The 229-nt window shown below is 52.0% G+C and carries 1 rRNA gene; it reads right to left on the bottom strand.

The features are described 5' to 3' along the window. Nucleotides 1-229 (bottom strand): 23S ribosomal RNA (locus tag QSV36_RS14235); the annotation flags it as partial.

Below are 229 nucleotides of genomic sequence, written 5' to 3'. Positions count from 1 at the left end.
AAGCGCCTTGGTATTCTCTACCTAACCACCTGTGTCGGTTTGGGGTACGGTTCCCAGTTATCTGAAGCTTAGGAGCTTTTCTTGGAAGCATGGTATCAACCACTTCGTCGCCTAGAGGCAACTCGTCATCAGCTCTCGGCCTTGAAATCCCGGATTTGCCTAAGATTTCAGCCTACCACCTTAAACCTGGACAACCAACGCCAGGCTGGCCTAACCTTCTCCGTCCCTC

The sequence above is a fragment of the Pseudomonas sp. BCRC 81390 genome, from assembly GCF_030341915.1.
Classification (GTDB): Bacteria; Pseudomonadota; Gammaproteobacteria; order Pseudomonadales; family Pseudomonadaceae; genus Aquipseudomonas.
This window is presented reverse-complemented; position numbering and strand designations above follow the sequence as displayed.